Consider the following 23,622-nt stretch of genomic DNA (forward strand, 5'->3'; position numbering starts at 1 on the left):
GTTCAATTGACGGGGAAAGGATTCTCGATGTCTCGAATATCTCTCGTGCGGGCGGCTCTGCTCGCAAGCTTATGCTCGTTTTCGTTCGCGACGCACGCCGCCGCGGAGGAGCTTGGGGCCGGCGTCGTCTACACCGCGAGCAACGGGCTGAACGGCAATGCGATCATCGCCTTTCAACGCGCGCGGAACGGCTTGCTCACGCCACTGGGCTCAACCCCCACGGGCGGCGCCGGGACCGGCGCGGGTCTGGGCAATGGGCGCGGCGTCGTCTTGAGCGCGGATGACCAATGGCTGCTCGTCGTGAACGCCGGCAGCAATGATTTCACCTTATTCCGAACGAACGAGCGCGGGCTCGTCGCGCTGACCAAGGTTCCAAGCCAGGGCAAGACCCCGGTGAGCATCGCGATCAACGGCGACCTGATCTATGTTCTCAATACTGGCAGCGACAGCATCGCCGGCTTTCGCCTCGACGAGCAGACTGGAAGCGTGGCGCCCTTGTCCAATTCGGTTCGACCGCTGAGCGGCGCGAATGTCGGGGGCGCCGAGATCGCTTTCAGCCCGGACGGAAAGAATCTCGTCGTGACCGAAAAGACCACCAATCGCATCACGATTTATGGCGTGGAGCCGACCGGCCTGCCCTCCGCAACGCCAAAAATCTATTCGTCGCAAGGGCAGACCCCCTTCGGTTTCGCCTTCGATCGTGAGCGAACGTTGCTTGTCACAAACGCAGCGGGCGGCGCCTCAAATGCGAGTTCGGTGAGCTCCTATCGTCTTGCGCGCGACGGATCGCTGAGCGTCGACCAGGGTTCCGTCGCGACGAATCAGACGGCCGCCTGCTGGATCGCCGTGACCCCGGGAGGCCGCCATGCCTACACTGCAAACACTCCTGCGGGGAGCGTCAGCGCTTTCGAAGTCGGCGCAAGGGGAGATTTGATCCTTGCGAATGGAGTCGCCGCCAGCGCGGGCTCGAGCTCCAAGCCCATCGACCTCGCAGTCGATGAGGAAGGGCGCTTTCTCTATGTTCTGGACTCGGGCTGGCAAAAGATCAACGCGTACAGCATCGCCACGGACGGCTCGCTCACTCCCCTAGCCTCGGCCTACGGCGGGCTGCCCGCTAGCGCGAACGGCCTCGCCGTGCGCTGAGCGCGCTTCGTTTCCTGGCGGTGGAAGTCCGGCGCAAACGCCGCCCCCTCGTCTCTACTTCCTCGCATCGGGCTCTTGGTTGCGCGATGCGAGCCCCTACCCCACCATGCGCTCGACCTTGCTCACCAAGGGGCTCGCTCTGAGACGCGTGATGATCCCGCTCAGATGCTTCAAGTCCGAGACCTCAAGATCGAAGGTCATCTCGCGAAAATCCGGCGAATGCGCGGTGAAGGCGATGTTGTCGATGTTGGCGCCCGTTCCTCCGATCAACGTGGCGAGCGCGCCGAGCGCGCCGGGCTCATTCACGACAGTGACGACGACGCGAGCCGGAAAAAGCGCCTTGGAGCCCGGCTCCACATCCCAGCGCACGTCGAGCCACAATTCCGGCTGGTCGTCGTAGCGGGTGAGCGAGGGCGACTGGATCGGATAGATCGTCACGCCCTCGCCGGGCGTCAAAATGCCGACGATGCGATCCCCTGGCACGGCGCCGCCGCCCTCGGCGAAGCGCACCGGCGTGCCGCCATGCAAGCCGCGGATCGGGATCGCCGAATCTCCGTCTTTCTCGCTCGCGCCCGGCGATTGGAACTTGAGGCTTGCGGCGTCTTTGGCGTCGAGCCAGCCGGGTTTCCCCGGCCCTTTCGCCGTTTTGCGATCCTCCGTGAAATCTGGATAGAGCGCCTTGACCACATCGCCCGAATAGATTTCGCCGCGCCCGACGGCCGCGAGCACATCCTCGACGCTGCCCCGGGCGAGGCGAGGCAGGACGCCCTTCAGCCGATCGAGACTGAAGGCGCGGTTCGCCCGCTCAAAGGCGCGTTCGATGATCTGACGTCCCAATCCGGAATATTGCCGACGCACGGCGTCGCGCGTCGCGCGCCTGATCGCCGCCCGCGCCTTGCCGGTCGCCACCGCCGCTTCCCAGGCGGCCGGCGGCGTGTGATCGGCGCTGCGCAAGATCTCCACCTCGTCGCCGTTCTGGAGCTCGGAGAGCACGGGCGCGACGCGGCCGTTGATCTTGGAGCCTACGGCGCTGTCGCCGAGCCGCGTGTGCACCGCATAGGCGAAATCAATCGGCGTCGCGCCGCGCGGCAATGCGATGAGCTTTCCCTTGGGCGTGAAGCAGAAGACCTGATCGCGAAAAAGCTCGAGACGGGTATGCTCTAGAAACTCCTCGGGACTGTCGCCATGCGCAAGGAGCTCCATCGTTTCCTGGAGCCAGCGATAGGCTCCGCTCTCCTGGGCAAGATCCACGCCCCCCTCGGCGCCGTTCAGGTCCTTGTAGAGCGTATGGGCGGCGATGCCGTAACGCGCGATCTCATGCATCTCCGCGGTGCGAATCTGCAGCTCGACGCGCTGCTGCCCCGGACCCACAACGGTCGTATGGATGGAGCGATAGTCGTTCTGCTTGGGCGTCGAGATATAGTCCTTGAAACGCCCGGGAACGGCCGGCCATTTGGTGTGAACGACTCCGAGCGCCGCATAGCATTCCGCGACCGTCCCGACGACGATCCGGAATCCGAAAATGTCGGAGAGCTGCTCGAAGGAAATCGATTTGCGCTCCATCTTGCGCCAAACCGAATAGGGTGTCTTTTGACGTCCCGTGACGGCGGCCTCGATGCCCCGCTTGGCGAACTCCTGCTTGAGCTCATCCTCGACGCGTCGAATGATGCGGCCATTCTCGGCGCGCAGCTCCTCGAGCCGCGTCTCGATCGCAAGATAAGCCTCTGGCGTCAGATGGCGGAAGGCAAGGCTCTCGAGCTCCTCGCGCAGGCGCTGCATGCCGATGCGGCCAGCGAGAGGGGCATAGATGTCGAGCGTCTCCTGCGCAATGCGCGCGCGCTTTTCGGGCGGCACGAAATGCAGCGTGCGCATGTTGTGCAGCCGGTCGGCGAGCTTGACGAGCAGCACCCGCACGTCCTCGGCGACCGCGAGCAGCAGCTTGCGGAAATTCTCGCCCTGACGCGCCTGTTTGGAGACGAGATCGAGCTTGTCGATTTTCGTGAGACCGTCGACGAGCCGGCCGATCTGAGGCCCGAAGAGGCGTTCGATCTCCTCGCGCGTCGCGTCCGTGTCCTCGATCGTGTCGTGCAGAACGGCGGCGACGATCGTCGCATCGTCGAGCTTGAGATCGGTCAGGATCGCCGCGACTTCGAGCGGATGCGAGAAATAGGGATCGCCCGACGCGCGCTTTTGCGAGCCATGCGCGCGCATCGCATAAACATAAGCGCGATTGAGCATGTCCTCGTCGACGGCGGGATTATATTTGCGAACCCGCTCGACGAGCTCATATTGACGCATCATGTGCGTTCGACCGGACTTAGCCTTGAGTACGGGGCGACGCGCCCGCGTCCAATGTTAGCTAGCGGCCAGCGTCCGGCCAAGTCGGCGCGCGCGCGCCCACCGACGCCAGGACGCGCGCAGCCCCAGGACTTAGAGCGCGATGCGAAAAAGTGGAAACCGGCTTTTCGCATAAATCGCGCTCTAAGCTCCTAGATTCGATCACTTTTTCCGCTTTCAGGCGATTTCGCCCGACCGCGGCGTGATCTGGAGCGCGTCCCGATCGCATGGAATCACGCGACCGAAAAGGACAAAGCTCAAAATAAAAAACTTGCAGCATGTCCCCGAAAACCGCTTCGCGCTGTTCCGGTCAGGACATGCTCTAGAAGCTGCCTTGCGCCATAGGACGGCGCGGTCGGCGCGACAAAAGAAGGAGGCGTCGCTCTCGGCGCACGAGCCGCCTTACTCCGCCTCGTCCTCGACCTCGGCGGGAGGAACCAGGCCCTCGAGCCCGCGCAGCAGGTCTTCCTCGGTCATTCGGTCGAACTCGGCTTCGGCCGGGGAGTCGACGCCCTCGACCGCCGAGAGCACCGGAACGAGCTCGGTCTCGGGCTCGTCGACCTCGACGTGACGCTGCAGCGAGTGGATGAAGTCCTCCTCGAGATCCTTGGGCGCGAGCTCGGAATCGGCGATCTCACGCAAGGCGACGACCGGATTCTTGTCCTTGTCTCGATCGACGAGGATCGGCTGCCCGGAGGAAATGAGGCGGGCGCGATGCGCGGCGAGCAGAACGAGGTCGAAGCGGTTTTCGATCTTGTCGACGCAATCCTCGACGGTGACGCGGGCCATGGCGCCGGCTCCTTTGCAGGGTTTTAGGGATTCGGAGTTGGTTGCTACTACGGCCGACCCGCGAAAGCAATGGCATTGCGCGCGTTCGAGCCGCGTTCCCGCGGCGCGACGCCACGCTCTCGGTCCACGCCCTGGTCGCGATGCCGGCGCAGAAGAAGAAAGAATGGAGCCCTTTTCGTTAGGCGCAAGCCTGAAATTTTTCGCCTTGCTGACGCCAGCGAGGTTTTACGCATGTCCAAATCTGCGGTTTTTATGTCCTTTGGGAGATGTGATGAGAATGGCACTATCCGCCTAGGCAAACTTGCCTTCAGATGTAACCGCGGAGCACAAAATATGAATCAAAAGACCATTCAATACCAAATTCCCTCCTACGAGGGATTCGCTGAAGGACTATCTCCCCCGGGAACGAAAACATTTCGCGTCGGAATCATTATTGGGCCAGGCTTCCTACCAATGGACATGGTCGGCATCCATGCCGTATTTGGGTTCTGCCCCGGGACAGAGATTCACTTGCTTTGGAAGTCTCTCGATCTAGTAGAAGGCTTCCCCTCTTGGTGGACAAGGCCGACGACAACCTTCGACAACTGTCCAGATCACTTCGACGTTCTGGCTATTCCCATGCTGGCGCCGGAAACCACTAACGATCCTGAACTTATCGCCTTTGTGGCCGAGCAAGGACGCAAAGCAAGATACGTGATCGGGGTCTGCAACGGCGTCGTGGCGCTCGGCGCGGCTGGCCTGCTGAAGGGAAAGCGTGTGACGACGAGCATAAACTCCCTCCCGCTTCTCACTCAGCTCGGCGCGGCCGAAGTCGTTACGACGGGGGGCGTCGTCGTCGACGGAAATATTTATACTGCGAGGCCGAGCATCGGTGGTTTCGAAGCCGCGCTGATGGTCGCGGATCGCGCCCTCGGCCATCAATCTGCTCAAATGGCGAATTTGATCGTCGAATATGATCCGCATCCGCCGCTTGGTCCCGGCACCGTCGAAAATGCTGGAAAGGAAATCACGGATCGATATGCGGGTTTGATCGCTGGCGTCATCCACGAGTACAGCCGTGGGGCGATCCCCGCTTACGAAAAGTGGCGATAAACTCCCAGCCGCCAATCGCCGTCGCCGTCCAAGGGGCGGCGGCGATGTCCCCATGATCTCGTATGCAGCACGCGGAACCATGCAACATAAGGTCACATTTCTTGTGCATCCGAAGTTCGAGTCGCTCGATTTGAGCGGCCCGTGCTCTGCGTTCAATCTGGTAAATGAGTTTTACGATAGTCGTTACGCTATAAATGTAGTGTCTGCCGAAGGCGGAGAAATAATAGATAGAGCTGGTATAATCATCAACTCTAAAAAATTTGCGGACGTTGCCGAAAATGAAACAATTCTAGTGGTTGGAGGACCCGCCGCCCATCTCCTCGAATTGGATCCGGCAACCAAGAACCTTCTCGCGGAATATGCTTCTCCCACCAATCGGGTCGCGAGCGTTTGCACGGGAGCTTTTCTCTTAGCGTCGGCGGGCTTGCTCGACGATCGGCGAGCGACGACTCATTGGCGCTATGCGGGAATCCTTCAAAGCCGATATCCTCGCGTGCAAGTGGACGCAGACCGCATTTTTATCAAGGATGGCAACGTCTGGACGTCGGCAGGATTAACAGCGGGTATCGATCTTGCACTGGCCCTGATCGAAAATGATTGCGGTTCCGATATCGCAAAAGGCGTGGCGAGAGATATGGTCGTCTACCATCGTAGACTGGGCGGTCAGTCTCAATATTCCACAATGTTGGAAATCATGCCCACCTCGCATCGTGTCAGAGAAGCTCTCTGCTACGCTCGCGCTCATTTGGACAAGCCCCTGTCCGTCGAAACTCTTGCAGATGCTGCGGGTGTTGGGCTGCGCCAATTCAGCCGGATTTTCATAAATGCGACGGGAACCACGCCCGCCAAGGCCGTCGAGCGGCTTCGATTGGAGGCCGCGCGTCCGAAGATCGAGGAAGGATCGGAGCCGATCGAACGGATCGCGCAAGCCGTGGGCTTTGGGTCGGCGGATACAATGTGCCGAAGTTTCGTCAAAGCCTGCGGCCGCACGCCGCAAGAGTTGCGCCGGTCAGCCCGCAAGCATCCTGGCTCTAATCCCTCGACGGGCTCGAGCGGGCAGGACGCGTGAATTCGGGCTGAAAAAGGTGCGCTCGACCCCCTCACTGCGAATTCTGCGTTCCGCGATGGCGATGAGCGCGTGATCGGTGAACGAGACCACGCGCCCGCCGTTTATTCCCCCGCCGCTCGCAGCCTCTGCGGCTTGCCTTTGGCCATGAGCTCCGTCAGCGCGCGCCGATATTCGACCGGCATGATCTTCTTAAATTTGGCGCGCATCGTCTGCCAGTTCTCGAGGATCGTCCGCGCCCGCGCCGACTCGGTGTAGCGGGCGTGATGGACGAGGAGCTGGCGCAGCCGCTCGGCGTCGAAGCGCGTCATGTCGCCCATCACATCGACGCGTCCGTGACCCTCGAGATCGCCCGACTGGTGAAAGGCCTCGCTCATCGCGGCCTCCTCTTCCTTGACCGGTTCAAGCTCGACCATAGCGAGATTGCAGCGCGTCTCGAACGTCCCGTCCTCGTCGAGCACATAGGCGATGCCGCCCGACATGCCCGCCGCGAAGTTGCGCCCGGTCGGGCCGAGCACGACGACAACGCCGCCGGTCATATATTCGCACCCATGATCGCCGACGCCCTCGACGACGGCGATCGCCCCCGAGTTGCGCACGGCGAAACGTTCGCCGGCGACCCCGCGGAAGTAGACCTCGCCGGCGATCGCGCCGTAAAGCACGGTGTTGCCGACGATGATCGAATGCTCCGGCGAGATCTGCGTGGCGACGCGCGGCGGATAGACGATGATCTTGCCGCCTGAGAGGCCCTTGCCGACATAGTCGTTGGCTTCGCCCTCGAGGCGCAGCGTCACGCCGCGGGCAAGAAAGGCGCCGAAGCTCTGACCCGCCGTGCCAGAGAGACGGATATCGATCGTGTCTTCCGGCAGGCCCGCGTGGCCATAGACTTTGGCGATTTCGCCCGAGAGCATGGCCCCGGTGGCGCGATCGGTGTTCTTGATCGGCGTCGCGATCTCGACCTTCGCGCCACGATTGATTGCGGGCTGCGCCTTCTCGATCAGCGTGCGGTCCAAGACCTTCTCGAGGCCGTGGTCCTGCTTCTTGCTGTGGCGGATCGCCTCGCCCTCGCCCGGCGGCTTGTGGAAGAGGCGAGAGAAATCGAGCCCCTTCGCCTTCCAATGCGCGAGGGCTTCGGCCTTGTCGAGCATCTGCGTCTGGCCGATGAGCTCGTCGAATCTGCGATAGCCCATCTGCGCCATCAGCTCGCGTGCTTCCTCGGCGACGAAGAAGAAAAAGTTGATGACATGCTCGGGCTGGCCGACGAAGCGTTTGCGCAGCACCGGGTCCTGCGTCGCGACGCCGACAGGACAAGTGTTGAGATGGCACTTGCGCATCATGATGCAGCCCGCGGCGATCAAAGGCGCCGTGGCGAAGCCGAACTCGTCGGCGCCGAGCAGCGCGCCGACGATCACGTCGCGCCCCGTGCGCAGGCCGCCGTCCACCTGCACTGCGATGCGCGCGCGCAGACCGTTGAGCACCAGCGTCTGATGCGTCTCGGCGAGCCCGATCTCCCACGGACTGCCGGCGTGCTTGATCGAGGTGAGCGGCGACGCGCCCGTGCCGCCCTCAAAGCCCGAGATCGTCACATGATCGGCGCGACCCTTGGAGACGCCGGCGGCGACCGTGCCGACGCCGACTTCGGAGACGAGCTTCACCGAGACATCGGCCTTCGGATTGGCGTTCTTCAAATCGAAGATCAGCTGCGCCAAGTCCTCGATCGAATAGATGTCGTGGTGCGGCGGCGGCGAGATGAGGCCGACGCCCGGCGTCGAATGGCGCACCTTGGCGATCACCGCGTCGACCTTGTCGCCCGGCAATTGCCCGCCTTCGCCGGGCTTCGCGCCCTGCGCCATCTTGATCTGCATCATGTCGGCGTTGACGAGATACTCCGTCGTCACGCCGAAGCGCCCCGAGGCGACCTGCTTGATCGCGCTGCGCTTGCTGTCGCCGTTGGGCTCCGGCTTGAAGCGGTCCGGCTCCTCGCCGCCCTCGCCCGTGTTCGACTTGCCGCCGATGCGGTTCATGGCGATGGCGAGCGTCGTATGCGCCTCGCGCGATATCGACCCGAAGGACATGGCGCCGGTCGAAAAGCGCTTGACGATCTCGGACGCCGGCTCGACCTCCTCGAGCGGGACGGGCTTGCGGCCGTCCTCTTCCGCGCTCTTGAACCGGAACAGCCCGCGCAGATTGAGCAGAGAGGCGCTCTGCGCATTGAGGATATCGGCGAAGGCGCGATATTTGTCGCGCGCATTGCCGCGCACAGCGTGCTGCAACAGCGAGATGGTCTGCGGAGTCCAGCTATGGGCCTCGCCTCGAATTCGATAGGCGTAATCGCCGCCGACGTCGAGCGCGTCGCGATAGACGGGCGCGTCGCCAAAGGCCAGACGATGGCGACGCACGGTCTCCTGCGCGATCTCGGCCAATTCCACGCCGTCGACGCGGGTCGTCGTGCCGGTGAAATACTGGTCGACGAAGCGCTGCGCGAGGCCGACGGCGTCGAAGATCTGCGCGCCGCAATAGGACTGATAGGTCGAGATGCCCATCTTGGACATGACCTTCAACAGGCCCTTGTCGATCGCCTTGATGTAGCGCTTGATGGCCGTCTCGGCGTTGACGTCGCCCGGCAGATTTTCGGCGTGCGCGGCGAGCGTCTCGAAGGCGAGATAGGGGTTGATCGCCTCGGCGCCATAGCCCGCAAGGCAAGCGAAATGATGCACCTCGCGCGCTTCGCCGGTCTCGACCACGAGTCCGACCGAGGTGCGCAAGCCCTTGCGAATCAGATGGTGGTGCACCGCCGCGGTGGCGAGCAGCGCCGGGATCGGCGCGCGGTCCGGGCCGACGCGCCGGTCGGACAGGATGATGATGTTGTATCCGGAGGTCACAGCCTCCTCGGCCCGGCTGCAAAGCCGAGCCAGCGCGCCGTCGAGACCGCCCGCGCCATGGGTTGCGTCATAGGTGATGTCGAGCGTCTTGGTGTCGAAGCTGTCCTCGAAGGAGCCGATCGCCCGGATCTTCTCGAGGTCCTGCGAGGTCAGAATGGGCTGACGCACCTCGAGGCGCTTCTTCTTCGCCGAGCCCTCGTGATCCAGAATGTTGGGCCGCGGTCCGATGAAGGAGACGAGGCTCATGACCAATTCCTCGCGGATCGGATCGATCGGCGGATTGGTCACCTGCGCGAAGTTCTGCTTGAAGTAGGTGTAAAGCAGCTTGTCGCGATCCGAGAGCGCCGAGATCGGCGTGTCGGTGCCCATCGACCCCACCGCCTCCTGGCCGGTCACGGCCATCGGGTAGACGAGCAGGTCGAGGTCTTCCTGCGTATAGCCAAAGGCCTGCTGGCGATCGAGCAGCGAGACATCGGCCCGCTGCGCGACGCCGGCCGAGACGGGCTTCAAGTCCTCGAGCTGAATCTGCGTGCGCGCGAGCCAATCTTGATAGGGATGCGACTGCGCCAGCGCCTGCTTGATCTCGTCGTCGGAGACGATGCGGCTCTGCTCCAGATCGACGAGCAGCATCTTGCCCGGCTGCAGGCGCCACTTGGCGACAATCCTCTCCTGCGGAATGGGCAGCACGCCCATTTCCGAGGCCATGACGACGAGGCCGTCGTCCGTGACGAGGTAACGGGCCGGACGCAGGCCGTTGCGATCGAGCGTTGCGCCGATCTGCCTTCCGTCTGTGAAGGCCATGGCCGCCGGCCCATCCCAAGGCTCCATCAGCGCCGCATGGTGCTCGTAAAAGGCCTTGCGCTCGGCGTCCATCAATGGATTGCCGGACCAGGCCTCGGGGATCAGCATCATCACCGCATGCGCCATCGAATAGCCGCCGCGCATGAGAAACTCGAGCGCGTTGTCGAAGCAGGCGGTGTCCGACTGGCCTTCATAGGAGATCGGCCAAAGCTTGCTGATGTCGTTGCCAAAGAGCGGCGAGGCGACGGAGGCTTGCCGCGCCGCCATCCAGTTGAGATTGCCGCGCAACGTGTTGATCTCGCCGTTATGCGCGACGAAGCGATAGGGATGCGCGAGCCGCCAGGACGGAAACGTGTTTGTCGCGAAGCGCTGATGCACGAGCGCCAGCGCGGAGACGAAGCGCTTGTCCTGAAGATCGAGGAAGTAGCGCGGTAGTTGCGAGACCAGCACCATGCCCTTGTAGACGATGGTGCGCGAGGACACGGACACGGAATAAAACTCGCGGCCCGAAGGACCGAGCGCATAAATCTCATTTGAAGCGGTCTTGCGGGCGAGATAGAGGCTTCGCTCGAAATCCGCCTCGTCTTTCATTTCCGGGCTGCGCGCGACGAAGAGCTGCGCATGGTGCGGCTCGACCTCGCGCACGGCCGCGCCGAGATCGCTCGAATCGACGGGCAGCTCGCGCCAGCCGAGCAGCGTGAGGCCTTCGCGCTGCATCGCGGCTTCGATGATGGCGCGCGCCTTCTCGCGCATTTCGGCGTCGCGCGGCAGGAAGAACTGGCCGATCGCATAATCTTGCGGCGCCGGCAGGACGACTCCCTGCTTCTGCATCTCCTCCTTGAAGAAGCCGTGCGGAATCTGGACGAGAATGCCGCAGCCGTCGCCGAGCTTGGGGTCGGCCCCGACGGCGCCGCGGTGGTCGAGGTTGAGCAGAATCTGCAGGCCCATCTCGACGATGTCGTGGCTCGCCCGATTGTCGAGTCTCGCGACGAAGCCGACGCCGCAGGAGTCATGCTCCTTGGAGGGGTCGTAAAGCCCTTGCGAGGGCGGGAGCAGCGGATCGCGGCCGAGGGGGCCGCTGGCGGAAAAATTGGATGCCGGCTCGTCGCGCGAAGCGCCTTCTAACTTCGTAAGCTCACGCTCGGAGGTCGCGCGCAGCGGCTCGGCGGGCAAGTAAGGGGTGCGCGGCATGTCGATTCAATCCTTATGTATCTCGTCCGCACTCGAGGGCGCGAAAGCCATGCTCCCTCCGGAGCCTTCCGGAGGCGAGCGGCGTCCTCCAGCGATGCAAGAGTTGCGGCTCGGCGAACCGGCGCGGGGCCTAGCGTTCGCCAGCCGTATTCCTGCCAGATTTGAACGGGGGTGACAAGAAAGCCATCGAGAGGGCGCCGGGCAAGCTCGATGCGCGGCTTATCGCCTCATAGGCGATCCTGGCCCGCTCCCGTCGAGGCGCGGAGAGGTCCCGATGCCAAATACTTTCATACAAGCGCTCGCAAGAAGTCGTTTTCAATTGGTTGCGCCTCCGACGAAGGTAGTGGTGAAGCCTGCCACGGCAGGTAGAGCTTACGAATTCAATGGTTAAGTTTACATCTCGTACTACTACGTATTGCTTCCTATCTGCCTCGACGTACTATCACTATGTGCGCGACGTCGGCGATATCGGCAAAGCGCATAACATCATGATTGCTATGATTTACAAATGGAAAGCTTAGGGAGAGCTTTATGAGACGGATAGTAAGACTCTGCTCTTTTGCGCTTTGGATGATTGCGATCGGCTCCTGGGCTACCGACGCTCCAGCGCAGGTTTCGATCTCCGCTCCATGCGCTTTGCCGTCGAGCGGCGCCATAATTGGTTTTGCGCCGGGATCACCCACGGCTCGCAAGCTGATTCTTCAACGAACGATCCGATGCTTACAGGCGAGAGGCGCGCTGACGGCCTCTGGAGCTCCAGACAAGGGCGACCACTTCGTCACCTTCGATCCACCCGGCTCCTTCTTCACCGTGCCTTCCGGGATTACCCTGGACGGAAGGATCACCGGATATTTTGGCGACGCGAGCGGCGTGCAGCACGGCTTCCTGCGCACGCCGAGCGGGACATTTGTCATTTTCGATCCGCCGGGCTCCGTGCGCACGCTGCCCACCGATCTTGATCCAGCTGGAGAAATCACGGGCGCCTATTGTGACACGGCCTCATGTGCGCCCCAGCACGGCTTCGTGCGAGATGCGGCTGGGGCTTTCGTGACCTTCAATGCGCCAGGGACCTCCGCCAGCATAGAGGCTCCGATATGGAACACCGGCGGCCCGCCTCCAAGCATCAACCTACAGGGCACGATCGCTGGAACCTATAGCGATGCGCATTTGACCGAGCACGGTTTTATCCTTTCCAAAAGCGGGGCCCTCACGACGATCGATGCGCCGAACGCTCTTTCTACCGAGGTTCTCGCCATCAACCCGTCAGGCGTTGTCGTGGGTGATTTGTGCAACTCCACCCACTGCGGCATCGGCTTTGTCCGCACCCCCGACGGAAGCTTCAACACGATCAACACGCCGGGCGCTTCCTGTGGAGGCTCGATCGCCACGGGCGTCAACCCGGCGGGCGCGATCGTCGGGATGACTTATGACTCCAGCTGCACCACTCCCCTCGCTTACTTGCGCAGCCCCGACGGAAAAATCACCACATTCGCGATCCCGGGCGCGCTAACTTTCGCACCCCAAGCCATCAACCTCACGGGACTTATTACAGGGTGGTTCTATGACGCCGCGGGCCTGTTTCACGCATTTCTACGGAGCCCCAACGGGATGGTCACCACAATCGACGTGCCTGGCTCGTTCGGAACTCTGGGTCTCGGAATTAATTCGGCGGGCGTGATTATCGGAATCTATCTCGATGCGGGCGGCGCGTATCACGGCTTCGCGCGAAGCCCGGGTGGCGCCAACCGCTTGGGTTTGACCCTGACGACTCCGTAACGGCCGCTTGCGTAACTTCTGCACGGCGCGCCAGCGCGCGCGGCGAAGGTCAAAATCCTGGCCGATCGCCCGACTCCACGCTGGCGCAATTGCGCCCCTTTGACCGCCCGGCCCCGATGAAACCTCGCGCTATACGAGTCCAGCCTAAACTCAGTCTATACTTTAGTTTTCACATTTCGCAATTGTCCTGAATTGGACATCATAAAAAATCGTGATAGCTTGAACATTAGGATTGTTTTCCGCGTCGACTTGACGCCGCGTTGAGGGAGCCTCACACATGGAAAAATTGGCCAAGACGTCGGGTTTAGTAGCGATCATCTCTGTGGCCGCCGGTCCGGCCCTTGCTGAGCGTGAGGGACATGGCCATGGCGGCGGCGCCCCTGCGCCCGAGATCGGCGCCGGGGTGGTGGGAGTGCTCCTTGCGATGGCCGCCGTGCGATATTTTCGCCAGCGCACTCGGGGATAATCCGACGCCGAAAGAGCCGACGGTGCGAGACGGCAAATGAGAGATCAGGGGCTTGGCGCGCCGTCTCGAGACGAGGCGCCAAGGTTGGGTCCTGCGGGAACTATCGATTGGAGCGGGTGGGCGGAGCGCCTGTTGCTGCGCTTGAAACTCACCGACGCGAACGTCCTGCTTCTTTACAGCTTCGCGCTTTTCGTGATTGCCGGCGTTCAGCGTTTCCTTGATGACAGCTCCTTGGACGCGCTGCTCGAGTTCAACGCCGGGGAAATTTTGGCGTTGTGCGCGATCTATTCGCTGGTCACAGCCAAAACGGGCGTCATCACACTCTCCCGCATAGATTTCGCCGTGATTTCCGCATGCGCGCTGCTCATGCTGGCGCCTGTGTCGCAGCACTTCGCATTCTTGGGCGCCGGCCTCGCGGGGCTTTATTTTGTGATTCATTATCCACGCCGCGCCGCCTTGGCGCAGGTGGGCCAGCTTTGGCTAGCGATCGCCTGTTACGAGTCCTTCGGTCGCCTCTTCTTCAAGCTGGTCTCCGCGCCGCTGATGCAGGCGGAGCTTTCCATGATCGCGCTGATCGGTCCCCCCCTTGGTTTTCCGGTCAGCAAGGACGGGATTCGTCTCGTCTCACCGGATGGGTGGTTCATCTTCATGTTGGAGCGATGTTCCGCATTCCATAACATCTCGCTCGCAATTCTCATGTGGTTATCGTTCCTGAAACTGGCCAGTGCAGAGGCCGAGAGGCCGCAGTTCGCCGCGCTTGGAATCGCCGTTCTCTCCATCTTTCTCCTGAACGAATGGCGGATGCTGCTGATGACGCCTTCTCCGACCGCATTTTATTTCTGGCATGGAGGAGCCGGCGCGCTGCTCTTCTCATGCGCCGCTTTTTTCGCTGTCGCCGTCCCCACTGCGCTTTCCTTGCGACGACCCGCTTGATGGATCGGCTGCGCTGGATTGTCGTTCTGATCATAAGCGGCGCGCTTTTGGGCGGCGTCCTTGGACGCCTCCGCTATGCAAGCTCCGATCTCGCTGAAACGCAGTTCGAAATTGGGCGCCCTTCCGAGTCGGGGCCAATGCGCATCTCCGGCGAATTCACGGATCCCCTCAACTATCTCACAGGCTATGAGTTTATCTTGCCCCGGTGTCCCCAGCCGCTCGCCGTCCTGCCTGTGTCCACGCGCACATTGGCGATCCCGCCGAGCGAATATCAGTATCCTCAGTCGGGCGAATATGCCGTCTCTTACGTTTACAACGGCGGCGTCTATGCCGAAGAAGGGATTGCCGCGCGGCTGCGCCTCCTGCGCATGCTCTATCGTTTCGAGTCGCTCTTCGGCCTCACGGACGCGCGCGGCTACGCGTTTTTTCTGAAGCTCTGGATTCCCGCGAATTGCGCCGGCGTCTCAACCGCCGAAGCGGAATCTTTCCAGCGTAGCCTCATCACGAGGGTCGGCTCAAAGCCGCGCTGATCAGTCCGACATGATGAGCGCCCAAAAAACCTTGTAGCGGGCCTCGGGCGCATAGGCTGTGGCGATCCCCATGCGCCGCACATGCGGCTCGAGCAAATTCTCGTTGTGGAGCTTCGAACGTCGCCAGCCCGCGAGCGCCGCGTCAAAGCTCTTGTAGCCGGCCGAGACATTCTCGACCGCATAGCCCCTGCCCCGACCGCATGCGGCGATCCTCTTGAGGAAAGTGCCTTTCACATTGTGGTCGAGCCGGCCGGCCTCCGCCATCGCATTCGCCTGGAATTGCGCCGCCTTTTGCAACGCCGGGTCATTCGCGACCTCCGCGAGCCCGTTGGTCTTGCGATAGAGCGAGATCATCTCACGCGCGACATTCTCGTCGAGGCTCGCGCCTCCGGACTCTAGAGCATGATGCTCGGGCGGCTGCAGAAGGCCCGTGGACGCCGGCTCTGTGGAGTTGCACCCGGCAAGGACGAGAGCGGCACAGGCCGAGAGGCCTATTCTGTAGATTGTGTCGCGCATGAAGCTTTTACGGTTTCATCGGAATGGTCGCGCGCCGGTTACTAAAGCTGATCCAGCGGCAAAAATAGGGCGCGGCCGACACGCGAGGCGATCACGCCTTTGAAAGGAGCCGTGGATTTACGCTTGAATCCCGGCCGCGCGCGCTAATTTCTTGCCTGCTTCCTCACGGCGCGGAAGGCCGAGATGAATTTTTTCGTCAAAGCCAGGGACTTGGGCGGCGCCGAGCACACGATCCTGTGCGACGCTCCTGAGCGCGCGCTCGAAATCGAGAAGGAAAAGAAGGCCACGGGCTGCGAAGTCTGGGTCGAGGACGGCGCGGGCCAGCGCCTCGATGACGCCGCTCTCCGCGATTTGGCGGGCAGAGGCGAGCGGCCTTCAGCGACGTCTCATTGACAGACGAGAGGTGCGCGGAGCGCGCCAGGGAAAGGCCAGATTGAAGAAAGCAACTGTGGCGCTTTTGCCACAGGTCGAGAAAATCATACGCATGTATACGTATGAATATTTACTCGCGAGCCATTCTCTGGCTTCTTCCCGACGGCGAGGCCTGGGCGGAGGCTGAGCGCGCCTTCTTCCGCGCGTGATGCTGCGCCTGCTTGAAGAAGGATATCTTGTGTGAGGTCCTTGAAAGCCAATCGCGCCCTCGCGAGCGCACTCGCGGCCATGACCTTCGGAGCTTGGCTTGGCGCGCTGGCGCCAGTCGGCGCGTCGCCGGTGATCGTTAGGGGGCCTGGCGATTTAATCAGCGGAAAGACGACTATCTATCTCGACGCCGCCAATGGCGGATCGGCATATTTCAGCCGAGCACATAGCGGCGCGGTCAGTGGCGACAATGGTGGCCGGGGCCTTGTCCACGGCTTCAAGCTTGCGGCAGCGTCGGAACCACGCCTGGCTGAAGGGCTTCTCAGCTTTGCCGTCTTCTCGGTGATACTCATTCTCGCCAGGTTCCGTGGGCTTCTCGTCTAATTGCGCGGCTCGGCGCTCTCGCGCCTAGAGGATCCGCGCCCGAGTCGAATGACGTCGGTCCCGCTTCGCCGTCGAGCGAAGCGTGTGGTACTTTTGCTACGCCTTGGAGTAAAAACACGCCCGCTGACGCGCGCATATTTACTATCGACGATTCTTTTGTCTTCCTGGCGAGGCGTTAGGCCGCGGGATGACGGCGGTCTTCCCTGATTGATTCTGCGCCTCAGCGCCAACCACAGAAGGATATCTGCTTTGAAGACGAAATGGACAAATCCGAAGGCGCTACTCCTGCTCGCCGCCTTTGCGGGGGTTCTGTCGCTTTTTGGCGCAGCGTCCTCGGCCCACGCCGCCAACCTCATTCAAAACGGCGATTTCGCTTCGGGCGACATTCTCCCCGGTTGGACCGAAAGCGGCGACATGAGCGCCACCCAGGTCAACACCTCCATTCCCGGATTGGGCACGAGCCCACCCTCCGGCCTGGTCTACCTGCTGAGCGCCGGCTCGCCCGAGAACACCTACCTCACCCAGAGCTTCAGCGACGTTGCCGGCCAGCGCTATAACGCATCCGCCCTGCTTGCCGCTTTTGGCGATAACCCCTCCTTTTTCGGGCTGAGCGTCACGCAAACAGGCACGTCGAACCTGCTGGGCTCCGTCTCGCTGACCAATCCCGACACCGGCGGCGCGTGGACGCCGGAATCCTTCAGCTTCATCGGCACGGGCAATGACACGCTCACGCTGACCACCGCCGATGCGGTGTGGTATCTCGGCGTGGCTGGCGTCTCCGTCACAGCCCCGGGTCCCATTCCGGGCGCCGGCGTCGCGGGGCTCGCCGCATTAACCTTTTTTGGCCTCTATGCGAGGCAGCGCCGCGCCTGAGCCGCGCCGCAGTTCTCTCCCCTCTCACGCTTTCGGCCGCCGCCTTTTTGGGCGGCGGTCGCATCGGCGCGCTTGTTTAAGCGGGCGCTTTCGCACAACATCGCCTCCTAATCCGGTCCGTGCGGCAAGACCGCGGGCGCAGCGCGCATTCCAAGCGCAAGGTCTATCGGTCTTTGCGGAACTCGCTCCAGCGGAGGCGCATTCGCATGTTCGGCATACGCCTGCCTCGAATGGCGACGATATTTTTGGCTGGCGCCTTCCTCCTCATCGCAGGGCTCCTCGCCGCCATGTACCTTTGGTTGCCGAAGGCCACCCTCACAATCACGACCGGCCCGAACGGGGGCGTGGCGCAACGCTTCATCTCGGCCTTCATCGCCACCACGGAAGCCGCGCATCCGCGCATCCATTTTGAAACCGTGAGCGTGCCGGATCTTGGCGCCAGCGCCAAGGCCCTGGAGGAGCGCAAGGTCAATATCGCCCTGGCGCGCAGCGATCTTCCGCCGCCCGTCAATGGCCAGACTCTCGTCATCCTGCGCCGAGACGTTATCGCCATCGTGCTGCCGCCGGGCTCGCCGATCGAGAACGTCGGGCAGCTCGCGGGCAAGACAGTCGCTATTCCGACCAGCCCGGTTCAAAAGGAGAACTCGCACGCGCTGGATTTGATCTTGAGTTACTTCAACGTTTCGCCGGAGGCGGTGAAGCGCGTGTTTCTGGATCCATCGCAGATCGGCGCGGCGCTGCGCAGCAAGCGCGCGGCTGCCGTTCTGGCGGTTGGACCCATCGGCCCGGGTCAAGTCGTCGACACTGTCGCGGCGGTGGCCAAGGCGACGAGAGGGACGCCCAGCATTCTCGACCTGGACGAAGCGGAAGCCATCGCAAAGAGGAACCCGGGATTCGAGGAAATCGACATTCCAAAGGGCGCCTTCAAAGGCAATCCGTCGATTCCCGACGACGACGCGAAAGGGGTGGCGGTCACCTATCGCTTTGTCGTTCCGACCACGATGCTGAATGCTGTCGCTGGCGCGCTGGCCCGCTCCATCTTGAAGACAAAAGCGAAGCTCGTGGAGCTGGCGCCGGCGGCGAACCAGATCGAGGCTCCGGATCCCGACGAAAAGAACCCCATACTGCCGATCCATCCGGGCGTCGCCGCTTACCTCGCGAGCGGAGACCAGAGCTTCTTCGATTCGTTCCAAACCTATTTCTACTTCATCGGCATCCTCTTGAGCGTTGTCGGATCGGCGATCGCCCTCACGGCGGGGCTCTTCAGCAATCGGAAGCTACGAAGCGATCAGGAAAATATTTTTCGACTTCTCACCATTGGCAATGAAGCCTTGACGGCGAGCTCTTCGGAGCTCGACGCGCTTCAGCAGGAATTCAGGACGATCCTCGAAAGCTGCGTCGGGAATCTTGCCGAGGGTTCGACCGAGGCGGGGCAAGCCGCAGTGTCCTTGGCCGTAGACCACGCCCGACACTCAATCTCGCAGCGAAGGGCGGCGTTGGGGAGGACATCAGAGCCAAGGGACCTCGACACGGGTCCTGCAGGCTGAACTCTTCGCGCTTCGCGGCAGCCTTTCGCCTCTGCCCCAACGCCGCCGCAATAGCTTGCCACTCTCCAGATCACGCTGTGTTTGTGCCGAATCGCTTGAATGCGGCGTGATCTAGGAGCGATGATGATGATCAGCCGCTGCGCACGGCAGTCTCTATCGACAGTCGCGCTCGTCGGAGCGCTCGGCGCTTTCGCAGCGCAAGGGCCAGCCCGCGCGCAAGCCTTCGGCTATCCCCCCTACGGCGGCCCGCCCCCCTATGGCGGTTATGACGACTATGGGCCGCCGCCGGGCTACGGCGCCCCGCGCGGCTACTATGATCAGGGCCCGCGCTATTACGGACCCCGCCGGCGCGCCGGCGCTCCCTTCGCCTCACGGCGAGCGATCGCGGGCCTGCTGGAGGACCGCGGTCTCCGCCTCGAAGGGCCGCTCGATTTCGAAGGGCCGAATATCGTCGCTATCGGCGTCGAGCCCGACGGCCGCGCGCGCCGCTTGGTCATCGACCCCTACCAGGGAGCGGTGCTCGCCGTGCGGCCTCTGCCGCGCCACCTCGCCGGACCCGGAAGGGACGGCCCTGACGATCAGCCGGTCTGGCGCGACGACCCCCAGACGACAGGCTCGATCTCGCATGGCGCCAACTCGCACGGCGCCAAGACGGCGGCCCATCCGGCGATCGCGGAGGCGCATGGATCGGCGCCGCTGGAGAAGCGCAAGCCCGCCGAGCAGACGGCAGCCGCGCCTGCAGCTGCCGTTCCCGAGGCCAAGGCCGCGCCGACCGGCGAGCTCGAGGCGCCTCTCCCGCCCAGCGGCGGCTAAGCGCGCTCTCCAGCCCTCCCTGCCAGCGACCCGCTCAGCTCAATCCCTGGGGCTTGCCGACGACGGCGACGAGCAGACTGCCGTCGCCGAGCAGCCGCTTCGCCACGGCGCGCGCGTGGTCGAGCGTCACCGCCTCGATCTTCTCGTTGCGCGTATCCAGATAGCTCGGCTCGTCGCCATCAAGTTGCAGGCGCACGAGTTGACTGGCGATCTTGGTCGAGGTGTCGAAGCGCAAGGCGTAAGAGCCGATGAGATATTTCTTGGCCTTGTCGAGCTCCTCAGGGGTCGGGCCTTCGGCTGCTAATCGGCGGCACTCCTCCTCGATGACGCCGAGCGTCTCGCCGGCCCTCTCGTTCTTCGTCGCGGCGGCGCCGAACATCGCCGCCGTATGGCGGTAGTCCTGAAGGTGCGAATAGACCGAATAGGCGAGGCCGCGCTTCTCGCGCACCTCGGTGAAGAGCCTCGAGGAGAACACCCCGCCGCCCAGAACATGGTTCACGACGACGGCCGCGAAGTAATCCGGATCCGCCTTGGCGACGCCGCCGCGCCCGAAGCGGAAGGTCGACTGGGGCACGTCGAGCTCGATCACCCGGCGCTCGCCGACGTTCGCCACGGCGACTTCGGGAGTCGGCTCGAGCTGCGGTGACTGCGGCCAGGCGCCAAACACGGCGTCGAGCTTTCTTGCGAGCGTCGCAGCGTCGATCGCGCCGACCACCGCGATCTTCACATTGTCACGAGCGAAGAGCTTTCCGCGCAAGGCTTCGATGTCGTCTCGCTCCAGGCGCTCCAATGTTTCGAGATCGCCACGAAGCGGCCGGCCATAAGCGTGGCCGGGAAAAGCCGCCTCGCGGAAGGCCTTCCCGACCATTGCGTCGGGGTCGTTCGCCTCGCGCCTGATGCTCGCGGCGAGCTGCCCGCGCACGCGCGCGACCGCCTCCGCCTCGAAGCGCGGCTCGTTGAGCGAGAAGCCGAAGAGCTCGAAACCTTCGTCGAGCGTGCGCGTCAGCGACTGAAAATGCCCCGAGAGATGATCGCGATCGGCCCCGAAACCCAAGTGAATCGCCAAGTCCTCGACCTTCCGGTGGAAGGCGCGCGAATCATAAGGACCGGCGCCCTCGTCGAGAAGGCCGGCGAGCAGCGAGGCGAGACCGCCTTTGCCTTGCGGGTCCTGCGAGGCGCCGCCGCCGACGGCGAATTCCAGCGCCACGAGAGGAACGGCGTAGCTCTCGACGAGCCAGGCCTCCACGCCGCAGGCGGCCTTGACCCGCTGAACGGTTTCCGCGCGCGAGCTCTGGCGCGGTAGAGAGAGGCGCGCCGTCATCGGCCAACACCTTGCGCGCGATCGTGAAGTGAAGTCGCCCTGATCATGCGGACTCCTCCGTGGGCAGGAGATAGCCCGTGACGGAGCGCCGCTTATCCAGCCATTTGGCCGCGGCGGCGCGAAGGGCGCTCGCGGGAACCGCATCGATGCGGTCGCTCCAGCTCTCGACGTCGGCGACGGACAGTCCCGTGGCGAGCGCCTCGCCATACCAGCGCGCGAGCGAGACCTGGCTGTCCTGCGCATAGACCGCGTCGGCGATCATGCGCGTTTTGGCGCGCCGCAGCTCGTCCTCGGAAACGTCCCGCTCCAGGAACCGCGCCAGCTCCCGATCGAAGGCGGCGTCCAGCGCAGCAGGCTCGACTCCCTCGGCTGGCGTGGCGAAGAGATAGAAGCGCGTGTCGTCGAGCGCCGAGCCCATGTAATAGGCGCCGACGGAAACGGCGAGCTTCTCGTCCTCGACGATGCGCTCATAAAGGACGCTCGCCGGACCGCCGCCAAGGACATGCGCGAGAAGCTCCAGCGCCTCGGCCTCCCCCGGCGCGGCGGTCGCATAGGAGGGCGTGACGAAGATGCGCTCATACGCCGCCTGCTCGACCTTGTCGTCCGTGAGCGAGACGAGGCGCTCCGCGCGGGGCGGCGGCTCCTGAGGACGGCGGCGGCGAGGCGCGGCTTCACGGGCGGGGATGCGGCCGTAGGATTCCTCTGCAAGGCGGCGAACGTCCTCGGGGGAGACGTCGCCCGCGACGATGAGGATCGCGTTCTCTGGCGTGTAGAAGCGCCGGTAATAGGCGAGCGCGTCGTCGCGCGAGAGATCCTCGATCTCGTGAGTCCAGCCGATGATCGGCGCGCCGTAAGGATGGCGGGCGAAAAGCGCCGACTGCAGCGCCTCGTCGAGCTGCGCCGCTGGATCGTTCTCGACGCGCATGCGACGCTCCTCGAGGACCACCTCGCGCTCGGGATCGACCACTTCGTCGCTGAGCACGAGATTGGTCATGCGGTCGGATTCGAACCGCATCAGAGTCTCGAGGTGGTCCCTGCCAATGCGCTGGAAATAGGCCGTGTAATCATAGCTCGTGAAGGCGTTCTCCTGCCCGCCCAGATCGGAGACGAGATTGGAGAACTCGCCCTTGCTGTGCTCCTTCGTGCCCTTGAACATCAGGTGCTCGAGGAAATGCGCAATGCCGGATTTTCCCACCGGATCGTCGGCCGAGCCGTTTTTGTACCAGACCATATGCGTGACAACCGGCGTGCGACGATCTTCGATCGTCACGACCTCCATGCCGTTGGCAAGCGTGCAATGATCGACCTTGGCCTTGCCGCCGCCAGCGGAAGGGGACGGCTGAGCCGGATTGAGATGAGATTGGACTTGAGGCATCGGCCCTTGAACTTTCCTCGGCGCGGCGCCGAAGGCTGGAGAGGAGGGTGCGCTTTTCTTGCAATATAAGCGCCAATTCGGCGCTTGTCAGGGCCGGCGACCGAGCCGACGGTCGGAGGCGGAAGCGGAACGATTCGGGCGACGCGGCGCGGCGTTCCTTCGGCCGAATCGTCCCCTAGATCACGACGCGTATGAGGGGAATCGCTCAAACGCTGATAACGTGATCGATTCCAAAGTTTTAGAGCGCGATTCGCGCGAAAAAACCGGTTCCCGCTTTCTCGCATCGCGCTCCAGAGCATGTCCCGGAAAAGTGCGACCTCATCGCTCGAACGATTCCGTACGAGCGGGAAACGCGCTTGACACCCCGCGCGCCGCTGACTCCGTCAGCGCGACGAGCGACCTGTCAGGACGGCGCTTGCTGGGGGGATGTTATCGCGCGGCGCGACTGGACGGGTCGGCTGCGACGATCGGCCGCCCGACGTGACCGAGGTTTTTGGTCTTTATGTCGCGTTCGATCGCGGCAAGGACAGTGCGTGTCCCGCGGCTCAGATCGCGCGTTTCGGCAAGCGTGCGAAAATCGGAGATGGCGTGCGGGCAAGCCCCTCGCCCTTCGAAAACGCGCACGCCCTCGTCAGTCACGACGACGTCGCCGTATCGCAGCGTCGCATCGCGCATCAAAGCCTGGGTGGAGTCGATGGTTTTGGATGAATTATTGGCCAGCGGGCAGAATTGCCCGCCTTTCGGCCGCGCTCCCTCCGACACGGAGACGAGCTTCGCGGGCGTGGGCGTGGCCATGCGCCGAGCGTGGTGCGCGCGCGGGCGTCCCCAATGCCTCGGCGAAGCGCTCTGCATCTCCGCTCCGCCGAAAATATCCTCGAAGAACCCGGCTTCAGCGGGTCCGCAAAGCATGGGGAGCGCCGCTGCGAGGACCAGCATCCGGCTCGCCCGCGACGCTGCTTGGAACAAGAAAAAACGAGGGACTGGCATGGTTTTTCAAAACCTCGAAGAAGGCCTGTGCATCGTCGCCTCGCCGACCGCTCTTACGCCCGATTGAACGGTGGAGACAAATCGTCTCCCAGGCCCTCCAAAGGAGCGCTTGAGCTTGGCCCGCGCAGCGCTCTCCTCAACGCGAGGGAAGGCTTAAAGTTCCGAGCCTTGCGCGAGCGTTCACAGGAAACCTCGTTGCAGAACTGTTACGGCGGCCTGCT

Annotated in this window: 18 protein-coding genes; 11 read left to right on the plus strand and 7 right to left on the minus strand. The window is 63.1% G+C overall.

Features of this window, described 5'->3' with window-relative positions:
- Nucleotides 1–27: 27 nt before the first annotated feature.
- The gene (locus QMG80_RS14585) at nucleotides 28–1,143 is read left to right on the plus strand and encodes a lactonase family protein (RefSeq protein WP_085769832.1); all 1,116 of its coding nucleotides are present in this window, start codon (nucleotides 28–30) and stop codon (nucleotides 1,141–1,143) included.
- A 96-nt stretch (nucleotides 1,144–1,239) separates the two neighbouring features.
- Here the strand turns inward: QMG80_RS14585 and QMG80_RS14590 are convergent, their stop codons facing one another.
- The gene (locus QMG80_RS14590) at nucleotides 1,240–3,444 is read right to left on the minus strand and encodes a RelA/SpoT family protein (protein WP_085769833.1); all 2,205 of its coding nucleotides are present in this window, start codon (nucleotides 3,442–3,444) and stop codon (nucleotides 1,240–1,242) included.
- Between the two features lie 438 nt (nucleotides 3,445–3,882).
- On the minus strand, nucleotides 3,883–4,269 hold the full coding sequence (rpoZ, locus tag QMG80_RS14595; protein ID WP_085769834.1) for a DNA-directed RNA polymerase subunit omega: 387 nt from the start codon (nucleotides 4,267–4,269) through the stop codon (nucleotides 3,883–3,885).
- Between the two features lie 231 nt (nucleotides 4,270–4,500).
- On the opposite strand from rpoZ, the gene QMG80_RS14600 reads away from it, so the two are divergent.
- On the plus strand, nucleotides 4,501–5,361 hold the full coding sequence (locus tag QMG80_RS14600; RefSeq protein ID WP_158658516.1) for a DJ-1/PfpI family protein: 861 nt from the start codon (nucleotides 4,501–4,503) through the stop codon (nucleotides 5,359–5,361).
- A 79-nt stretch (nucleotides 5,362–5,440) separates the two neighbouring features.
- The gene (locus QMG80_RS14605) at nucleotides 5,441–6,430 is read left to right on the plus strand and encodes a GlxA family transcriptional regulator (RefSeq protein ID WP_085769835.1); all 990 of its coding nucleotides are present in this window, start codon (nucleotides 5,441–5,443) and stop codon (nucleotides 6,428–6,430) included.
- A 101-nt stretch (nucleotides 6,431–6,531) separates the two neighbouring features.
- On the opposite strand, the gene gltB is transcribed toward QMG80_RS14605, so the two are convergent.
- Complete coding sequence (gltB, locus tag QMG80_RS14610; RefSeq protein ID WP_085769836.1) at nucleotides 6,532–11,301, minus strand: glutamate synthase large subunit; 4,770 nt, start codon at nucleotides 11,299–11,301, stop codon at nucleotides 6,532–6,534.
- A gap of 531 nt (nucleotides 11,302–11,832) precedes the next feature.
- Between gltB and QMG80_RS14615 the strand changes: the two genes are divergently transcribed.
- The 3 genes from QMG80_RS14615 to QMG80_RS14625 all read left to right on the plus strand — a co-directional run bounded on the left by QMG80_RS14615 (nucleotide 11,833) and on the right by QMG80_RS14625 (nucleotide 15,006).
- Complete coding sequence (locus QMG80_RS14615) at nucleotides 11,833–13,077, plus strand: hypothetical protein (RefSeq protein ID WP_158658517.1); 1,245 nt, start codon at nucleotides 11,833–11,835, stop codon at nucleotides 13,075–13,077.
- A 598-nt stretch (nucleotides 13,078–13,675) separates the two neighbouring features.
- Complete coding sequence (locus tag QMG80_RS14620) at nucleotides 13,676–14,476, plus strand: hypothetical protein (RefSeq protein WP_085769839.1); 801 nt, start codon at nucleotides 13,676–13,678, stop codon at nucleotides 14,474–14,476.
- Nucleotides 14,476–15,006, plus strand: a complete 531-nt coding sequence (locus QMG80_RS14625; protein ID WP_085769840.1) for a hypothetical protein — start codon at nucleotides 14,476–14,478, stop codon at nucleotides 15,004–15,006. The genes QMG80_RS14620 and QMG80_RS14625 overlap by 1 nt, the downstream gene beginning before the upstream one ends.
- Here the strand turns inward: QMG80_RS14625 and QMG80_RS14630 are convergent, their stop codons facing one another.
- Complete coding sequence (locus QMG80_RS14630) at nucleotides 15,007–15,522, minus strand: CAP domain-containing protein (protein WP_085769841.1); 516 nt, start codon at nucleotides 15,520–15,522, stop codon at nucleotides 15,007–15,009.
- Nucleotides 15,523–15,705: 183 nt separating this feature from the next.
- Here QMG80_RS14630 and QMG80_RS14635 point away from each other — a divergent pair, with 183 nt between their 5' ends.
- The 5 genes from QMG80_RS14635 (at nucleotide 15,706) to QMG80_RS14655 (ending at nucleotide 19,718) form a co-directional block, all read left to right on the plus strand.
- Entirely contained in the window at nucleotides 15,706–15,915 is a 210-nt protein-coding gene (locus tag QMG80_RS14635) for a hypothetical protein (protein WP_085769842.1), read from the plus strand.
- Nucleotides 15,916–16,182: 267 nt separating this feature from the next.
- A complete protein-coding gene (locus QMG80_RS14640; RefSeq protein ID WP_281926142.1) occupies nucleotides 16,183–16,485 on the plus strand; it encodes a hypothetical protein in 303 nt (100 codons plus the stop codon).
- Between the two features lie 249 nt (nucleotides 16,486–16,734).
- Nucleotides 16,735–17,358 (plus strand): hypothetical protein, encoded by a 624-nt coding sequence (locus QMG80_RS14645; RefSeq protein ID WP_085769844.1) that lies wholly within the window; start codon nucleotides 16,735–16,737, stop codon nucleotides 17,356–17,358.
- 206 nt (nucleotides 17,359–17,564) lie between these two features.
- Nucleotides 17,565–18,905, plus strand: a complete 1,341-nt coding sequence (locus QMG80_RS14650) for a TAXI family TRAP transporter solute-binding subunit (RefSeq protein ID WP_085769845.1) — start codon at nucleotides 17,565–17,567, stop codon at nucleotides 18,903–18,905.
- A 123-nt stretch (nucleotides 18,906–19,028) separates the two neighbouring features.
- Complete coding sequence (locus QMG80_RS14655; RefSeq protein WP_210190837.1) at nucleotides 19,029–19,718, plus strand: hypothetical protein; 690 nt, start codon at nucleotides 19,029–19,031, stop codon at nucleotides 19,716–19,718.
- 34 nt (nucleotides 19,719–19,752) lie between these two features.
- Here QMG80_RS14655 and QMG80_RS14660 read toward each other — a convergent pair whose 3' ends face one another.
- The 3 genes from QMG80_RS14660 to QMG80_RS14670 all read right to left on the minus strand — a co-directional run bounded on the left by QMG80_RS14660 (nucleotide 19,753) and on the right by QMG80_RS14670 (nucleotide 23,350).
- Nucleotides 19,753–21,039 carry a M16 family metallopeptidase gene (locus tag QMG80_RS14660; protein WP_085769847.1) on the minus strand — a complete coding sequence of 429 codons (1,287 nt, stop codon included), beginning with the start codon at nucleotides 21,037–21,039 and terminating at the stop codon, nucleotides 19,753–19,755.
- A gap of 43 nt (nucleotides 21,040–21,082) precedes the next feature.
- Nucleotides 21,083–22,414 carry a M16 family metallopeptidase gene (locus QMG80_RS14665; protein ID WP_085769848.1) on the minus strand — a complete coding sequence of 444 codons (1,332 nt, stop codon included), beginning with the start codon at nucleotides 22,412–22,414 and terminating at the stop codon, nucleotides 21,083–21,085.
- 429 nt (nucleotides 22,415–22,843) lie between these two features.
- Nucleotides 22,844–23,350 carry a hypothetical protein gene (locus QMG80_RS14670; RefSeq protein WP_085769849.1) on the minus strand — a complete coding sequence of 169 codons (507 nt, stop codon included), beginning with the start codon at nucleotides 23,348–23,350 and terminating at the stop codon, nucleotides 22,844–22,846.
- Nucleotides 23,351–23,622 lie beyond the last annotated feature (272 nt).

Source organism: Methylocystis bryophila (assembly GCF_027925445.1).
Classification (GTDB): Bacteria; Pseudomonadota; Alphaproteobacteria; order Rhizobiales; family Beijerinckiaceae; genus Methylocystis; species Methylocystis bryophila.